The sequence below is a fragment of the Candidatus Methylacidithermus pantelleriae genome, assembly GCF_905250085.1.
GTDB classification, from domain to species: Bacteria; Verrucomicrobiota; Verrucomicrobiia; order Methylacidiphilales; family Methylacidiphilaceae; genus Methylacidithermus; species Methylacidithermus pantelleriae.
The window spans coordinates 1-6,795 of sequence record NZ_CAJNOB010000046.1 but is presented as its reverse complement, the minus strand read 5'-3'; the positions used below and the strand labels follow the sequence as shown (position 1 = coordinate 6,795).

Annotated in this window: 5 protein-coding genes; 1 reads left to right on the top strand and 4 read right to left on the bottom strand. The window is 54.3% G+C overall.

The window, feature by feature from the left end:
• Window positions 1-227: 227 nt before the first annotated feature.
• From KK925_RS09060 to lysA, 4 genes are all read right to left on the bottom strand, one after another.
• Window positions 228-1,289 carry a mannose-1-phosphate guanylyltransferase gene (locus KK925_RS09060; RefSeq protein ID WP_214096454.1) on the bottom strand — a complete coding sequence of 354 codons (1,062 nt, stop codon included), beginning with the start codon at window positions 1,287-1,289 and terminating at the stop codon, window positions 228-230.
• 112 nt (window positions 1,290-1,401) lie between these two features.
• The gene (locus KK925_RS09055; RefSeq protein ID WP_174583526.1) at window positions 1,402-2,556 is read right to left on the bottom strand and encodes a hypothetical protein; all 1,155 of its coding nucleotides are present in this window, start codon (window positions 2,554-2,556) and stop codon (window positions 1,402-1,404) included.
• A 24-nt stretch (window positions 2,557-2,580) separates the two neighbouring features.
• A complete protein-coding gene (locus KK925_RS09050; RefSeq protein WP_236027904.1) occupies window positions 2,581-3,126 on the bottom strand; it encodes an isochorismatase family protein in 546 nt (181 codons plus the stop codon).
• The gene (gene lysA, locus KK925_RS09045; protein ID WP_236027903.1) at window positions 3,095-4,405 is read right to left on the bottom strand and encodes a diaminopimelate decarboxylase; all 1,311 of its coding nucleotides are present in this window, start codon (window positions 4,403-4,405) and stop codon (window positions 3,095-3,097) included. Before lysA ends, KK925_RS09050 begins: the two co-directional genes overlap by 32 nt.
• 1,004 nt (window positions 4,406-5,409) lie before the next feature.
• Between lysA and KK925_RS09040 the strand changes: the two genes are divergently transcribed.
• A complete protein-coding gene (locus KK925_RS09040; protein ID WP_174583524.1) occupies window positions 5,410-6,633 on the top strand; it encodes an NnrS family protein in 1,224 nt (407 codons plus the stop codon).
• The last annotated feature ends 162 nt before the right edge of the window (window positions 6,634-6,795 follow it).

The window sequence follows — 6,795 nt, the reverse complement described above, 5'->3', positions numbered from 1 at the left end:
ATTCCTGGGCTCTCCGCAAAGGCGCTTTGCGCGCATTCGTAATCGGATGGTGATAAAAGAACCTCAGGCCATTGGCTTGTGGTACGGTCGTTTGTCGCTTTTTCTCGCGGTCACGTTCCTCAAGTCTCTGGGGAGGAGAGGATGGCTCAACAATCCTGCGAGATCCAAGAGCGCCTCATATTTTAGAAGGGCAAATCTTTCGTTCGCCCCGCTGGCCCTTGAATCTTTTAGCGCAAATGAGGAGGAAGGCGACCGTGCAGCCCTTTTAGCTCTTCCGCCCGGTCCTTATGGCATACGAGAATGGCATCATGAGTTTCCACGACAACGAGGTCACTAACGCCACACAGCGCTACGATGCGTCCTTGAGCAAGAACGACGTTTCCCGAAGACCCATGGCAATACACCTGACCCTGAATCGCATTCCCTTGAGAATCCTTTGGCAAAAGTTCCCCCAGCGCCGGCCAGGATCCAAGATCCTTCCAATCAAAACGGGCCTCGACCGCGACCACTGATCGAGCTTTTTCCAAAAGCAGGTAGTCGATGGATCGCTTGGGTAGCTGTGCGAAAGCACTCTCTATGTACGGACGAAACTCGCCTTGGGGAAAGCCAAGAACAAATCGGTGCAGTTCGGGAGCTACAAGCCGGGCTTCTTCCAAAAATGCCTCGCATTTCCACAGAAACATACCGGAGTTCCAGCGAAAATTCCCAGCCTCTAAAAAACCCTCGGCCTCCGACCGAGCCGGTTTTTCCACAAAGCGCCGTACCGGATACCACACACTGGAACCCTCGACGGCAGCTGCTGCCAAATCTAGCTCTAAGTATCCAAACCCGGGAGAGGGCCATGAAGGCGTGATAGCAAAAGTAACAAGCCCATCGACTCGTCGTGCCAAACCCACCGCATCTTGGAGTTGCTCCACAAAAAGTTGCGTATCCTCGATCAGGGCATCGGCAGGAAAAAGACCCACGACCGACTGGGGATCTCTCCGAAACGCCCACCCCGTCGCCAGCGCCGCGGCGGGACCGGTATCACGTCTCTCAGGCTCCACCACAATCTGGTCTGGCGAAAGAAACGAAAGAACGTGGCAAACGCTTTCCCACTGCTCCCTGTTGGTTAGGATAAGAATTTGCTCTTGAGGAACCACCCGCGCGAGACGATCCACGGCTTGTTCCAAAAGGGTCTGGCTCGAAACTAAACGCAAAAGATGCTTGGGGAGAAGCCGGCGGCTCAAAGGCCAAAATCTTTGGCCACTTCCTCCCGCTAGAATGCAGGGATAAAAGGGCGCATCCATTGTTAGCAAGTGGCCTATCTTATCCCCAAAGGGGATTACCGAGGTCAAGATTGGAAACCTAAGACCTACCCAACCGGACCAGTTTCAGAAGCTCTTCAGCATCTTCGAGAGGCTATACAGGCCTTCCGGCCTCAAGAATGAGTTCCTGGCAAACTCGACGAGCTTCAAAGTAGTTCTCCGCAATCACTCGCGCTTTTTGTCTGTGGGAGTCATAATCCGACTCAACGGCTTCCATCGCACCCACACAATCCTCAAGCGTGCGAAAGGCAAAAAGTCCCTCCCCTGAGGGTAGTTCCTCACTCCAACCGGTGTCCTCAACAATCGCTGGTCTACCGGAAGCTAAGTAACATGCGGTTCTCCCGCTAAACCATCCGCTTGAAGAACGCACGTAGCCTTCCTTAGCCACGCTCCATTCGGCCAGGGACAAACGGATAAAGGCTTGATACTTTTCCTCATCCGGTACTACACAGTCTGGTTCCACAATTTCCCAGCCGAGCTCTTGCAAAAGCTGGGTCGGCCGGCGCTTTCCGATCCCTTGTCCCATTGCGATCGTTAGAACCCGCCGGCTCAGCCGGGGTAGCTCACGAAATCGCCAAAACTCGCGGTCTTTCTGACCAAAGCTCATCCCCTGCCAAAAACACGGCAAATAGCTCGCCCAGTTCATAATGGTTGTGTAGCCTAGCTGGGGCGGCTCCGTCGCAAAGGGCCAGCATTCCAAGGCCACTGGGGGCAAAGTTTTCCGCCAAACCAACCCGGCTTCTGGCACAAGACACCCAGACCGGCCCACACAGAGGCCCAAGGTAAAATGACAATGGTGACGCAGGACTCCCTCGGCTGCCCGGGCATCAGTTAACAGCCTAACCTGCGTAAAAAGGGGATCTTGATCCAGATAAACCCACAGGCACCCTCCTTGTTCATAGCCTGCCAGATAAGCTGCACCGGACACATTGACCAAAAGATCTGCATTACGGACCAGATCCCGGGCTACTTCCTCTCCAGCGCCCCAGTATCGGTTTGTCGAACCATCTCGGTAGACCCAATGGCAACCCAAGCCAAATTTTTGAAGAATCTCCTGGAGCCTTGCGGCGTTGCGACGACCGTCAGCCACGTAGGTCTGGGCGATCGGGTCATACGGCCAAGCCCCAGAGTCCTCTAAGTACCACACCTCATGCCCGAGCCCACGAAAGCCAAGGAGATAATGAAGATAGTCCCAAATGACGCCTCCGAAGGGATACTGGGCGATCAAGCCCGTGACTACGATCCGCACAGGCTCCCTCCCACGCCTTCGGCCCTATTTGAGGATGGCCAAGACTTTCGAAAAATGGGGCCCCTTAGCAGAACGCACCAGCTCCCACGCAACCGCTTCTAAAGAAGTTACCAAGACCTCATCCCTTCTCATTTCCCCCAAGGCCAGCTCATGGTCCAAGGGATGCCGACTTCCTACCGCATCCGCTAGCACATAGGGGACCTTTCCGGCCACCCGAAGGTCATAGACTGTTTGCCGGACACACACATGCGTTTCCACTCCGGCTACCAGAATGGTTTTCGGGAAATCCGCTGGCAACATACCTGCGCAGGAAAAGTCAAACTTAGACCGAACCTGGCAACCATCCAGAAACGGCCGAAGAGCTTCACAGGTAGGACCAAGTTTTTCAGGAACCTGCTCGGTAATCAGCACTGGCAACGAAAAGATTTTGGCGATGGCAAGAAGATCTTGTGCTTTCTTCACAATCCTTGGCCCGTCGTGAATCACCGGGAGCAAACGCTCCTGCAAATCCACGATCAGGACTCCAGTCTTAGAAGGGTCAATCCGCCAATCCACCGTCCAACCTCGCATCTTCCTTTTGCCAGCCTCGTTCTCCCCGGACCAAGTCTTGGTAGGTTTCGCGCAAACGAACCACTCGCACTTCTCGCCCCCTGACCATAACCTCTGCCGCTCTTGGCCGGGAATTGTACTGACATGCCATGGAAAAACCGTACGCTCCCGCTGTCATAATCGCGATGCGATCCCCCTGGCGTAACGCAGGTAACCAGCGGTTGCGAGCAAAAAAATCCCCGCTCTCGCAAATGGGACCAGCTACATCCAAAAGCTTGTACCCTGCCCCCCGGTCACGGAGGGGGACCACTTCGTGGAAGGCTCCATAGAGCGCCGGCCGCATCAAATCATTCATACCCGCATCTACGATGACAATCTCCTTTCCACCCTCTAGCTCCTTTACGTACTGCACCTCCGTTACCAGAATCCCCGCATTGCCAACCAGAAGCCGTCCAGGCTCTAAAAAAATGCGTACATCCAGCGAGGCAAGCTTTCCTTCTAGCCGCTCGGCAAGCATCCGTGGAGTTGCTGGAGGCGTGGCCTGCTCCTCCCACCATTCCCGTTTCCCGCTGGCCAATGCTTCCTCATAGACTACTCCAAAGCCACCCCCAAGATCAAAAAAGGAAATCCCATACCGCCGCTTAAGCTCGCTTACCAAGGGCACCATTCGATCCAGAGCTTCCTCAAAGGGCTCCATCCGAGTAATTTGGGATCCCAAGTGCATCTGAACGCCCTTGATTTGTAACCGAGGACTACTCGCAGCACGTTCGTAAACAGCCAGAGCGGCCGAATAAGGAATACCAAACTTACTTTCCTTAACGGCGGTCGCAATTTTCGGATGTGTCCCTGGCGCTACTTCAGGGTTGATCCGCAAGGCAACAGGCGCTCGACAACCGAGCCTCCCGGCGACTTCTTCAATCCGTAAAAGCTCTTGCTCGCTCTCCACGATCAAAGCCAAAACCCCCGCCTCCAGCGCTTCCTGGATTTCCCGGCGAGTCTTACCCACCCCGGCAAAGGTGCACTTTTGAGGATCGCCCCCCGCACGCAACACACGAAAAAGCTCCCCGCCACTTACCAAGTCAAAACCGCTGCCCCGCGCAGCGAGAAGCTCAAGAATGGCCCGGTTCGAGTTAGCTTTGACCGCATAGAGAATCATAGGATTAAGCCCCTTCCACGCCTCAACCAGCCGGTCATAGTGCTCCTCGACTGTCCGAGCAGAGTAAACGTAAAGTGGGGTACCGTAGCGCTCGGCTAGCTCTTCAACAGGGACCTCTTCCACCCAGAGCTCCCCGTTTTCCATGCGAAACTGGTGCATGCTTTTTTTCCTGTTGCGAGGCAGCCAAAAAGTGTCCTGCAAGAGCTTAGCGATGGAGAGCCGATGAAGCTAGCGGGATCTGGTAAGAAGAGGCGATTGTCGTGATTCTTGCCTCCTTTACCTTCCGCTCCCATGGGTGAGCGGTAGGGCTCGCATCTTAAAGAGAACCTTGCCCTACTCCATGAGCGGTTGGGATGCGCTTGGGTTTTGACTCCTTTCCCTCAAACGGATGAGAAGACCCTTTTTTAGAGCCGTTTACTTTTGAAAAAAGTTGGCCTACCCGGCGATTCCCTTTCTAGAGAGGAATAGAGAGGAATGGTCCAACGGAAAAAACGTGTGCCAAAATTTTTCCGTCCTTTCCTACCGACCGTCCTTGGTTGGATGCGGTGCCGATGTGGCCTCAAGACAAAGGATCCTCCCTATCTTCCTATGCTATCAATTTTTCGGATTTTTCCCCTACCCCTTCTGCCCTGCACGGTGCTCCAACCCTTGAAAACACCCAGTCTTTCCTTCTCGAGCGCCAAAGGCTGTCAACCCGCTCAGCGCATCTGACCAGAGGACTGTGTCAGAAACCCTGGACCTTTTTGAGCTCGGGCATAGATTAGCCTCCAAACGAGCACGAGTGCCTTTATCCAAAAAATGCGGCCTGCGTAGCACAAAGGAGAAAGCCAACAAATGGAAGAGTCCTCTAAAAAGGGAAGGAAAAAGCAAACCATGGGCTTTCCTTCCAAATCTTGGAGGGAGCTTGTTTTTCGACCACGACCACCAATACCCGTGAAACGAACCGTGGCAAGGCTTTGCCAAACTCGGAGCCCCAGGGCGATCCGCAGGGACAACGAGCGAGCTCTCGAAAAATTTACAAAAAATGCGTGATTCTCAACCCGGATGGGGCGAAAAGGATATACAAGCCTGCAGCGATCAGCTTCTTCCCACTCCTCGCCCCAGGGGAGGATGGTTGCGGCTGGAAGGCAGCACTCGAATAAAATCGTATGACAAAAGACAATCGGCTTGACGGAACTCCACCTCTGCCTTGGAACCAGTGGATCAACCTAGCCAGCAAGGAACCCTTTCGGATCCTCTTCCCGCTGGGAATCATTCTCGGAGCTGCAGGCGTTGCGGTTTGGCCGCTTTTCTTTCTTTACGGGATCGTATGGGCACCTCCACCCATCAGCCATCCGAGGATCTTAATCGAGGGTTTTGTGGGCAGCTTCATCTTAGGGTTTCTAGGGACCGCCATGCCACGACTCCTAGAAACTCCTGCGTTATCCCTGTGGGAAACGGGATCGATTGCTTCGGCGCTCCTTACGGTTGGCCTCTTCCAGTTTTTCGGAATGCCTGCGTGGGGAGACGGGCTTTTTGCAACAACTCTCATTTTTTTCCTTCTTAGGCTAGCAAGCCGGTTCCCCAGCCGGCGCGACAATCCACCACCCAGTTTCCTTCTGGTGATTTTTGGCATCCTGGGCGCGGCAGCCGGAGCAATAACTTTATTTCTTGAAGAAAAGGGAGTCATTTCCTTTCCCATTCTCTATCACCTTGCGCTTCTTCTCCTCTACCAGGGGTTGCCTCTTTTGCCCATTCTTGGAGTCATTCCCTTCCTTCTGCCGCGGCTTTCAGGTATGCCGAACCCAGAGGGCCACCTTGAGGCTGGCATCTCAGCGCCCTTTCGGGGAAAATTAACACAATTCACTATTGCTACTCTCCTTCTACTTCTTGCCAGCTTTCTTTGGGAAGCGCTGGGACACCCATTCGCAGGGGGACTTCTCCGTGTCGCCACCGTGATTGCTTACCTTGCCTGTGTGGTCCGGACCCCTTGGCAATTTCTTGCCGGGAAAAAGACAACCACTAGCTGCGCCATTCTGGCGCTCCTTCTTTCCATTGTTGGGCTCTTTCTTAGTTCATCCAGCGTTCCCTTTCGTATTGCTTGGCTGCATCTTTTCTTCTTAGGAGGAGTCAGCCTCCTCATCCTGACCGTGGGAACCCGGGTAATCCTGGGCCACAGTGGCAGAGTCCGACTCATCGCAGGCCGGTACCCACCGCTTGCGCAGGCAACCGCAGCCGTTTTCGGCGCCGTTGTTTTCCGTCTTGCCGCAGACTTCGTTCCATCCCAGCGGGCTCTTCTCCTTTCCATAGCCTCTTTTTTATGGCTGGGAGCTCTTCTGAGATGGACCTGGGATGTCCTTCCCAAAGTGCAGTGCCCGGACCTCGAAGCCTAACGAGGCGAGGCATGCCTTATAAGCAACCAAGAGGTCTCCTTGTGGCCGTTTCCGTTATTACGGCAGTCTCATCGCTTCTGGGAAGTGACCTGAAAGGGTGTCAGGCTCCTCGGTTCTAAGTTGTGGGGTGCATGTCTCAACATTAACCAGTGTGCCGCGCGC

Coding starts and splice junctions, on each gene's coding strand:
- KK925_RS09060 (WP_214096454.1), bottom strand. CDS start 1,289: ATGGATGCGCCCTTTTATCCCTGCATTCTAGCGGGAGGAAGTGGCCAA.
- KK925_RS09050 (WP_236027904.1), bottom strand. CDS start 3,126: ATGCGAGGTTGGACGGTGGATTGGCGGATTGACCCTTCTAAGACTGGA.
- lysA (WP_236027903.1), bottom strand. CDS start 4,405: ATGGAAAACGGGGAGCTCTGGGTGGAAGAGGTCCCTGTTGAAGAGCTA.
- KK925_RS09040 (WP_174583524.1), top strand. CDS start 5,410: ATGACAAAAGACAATCGGCTTGACGGAACTCCACCTCTGCCTTGGAAC.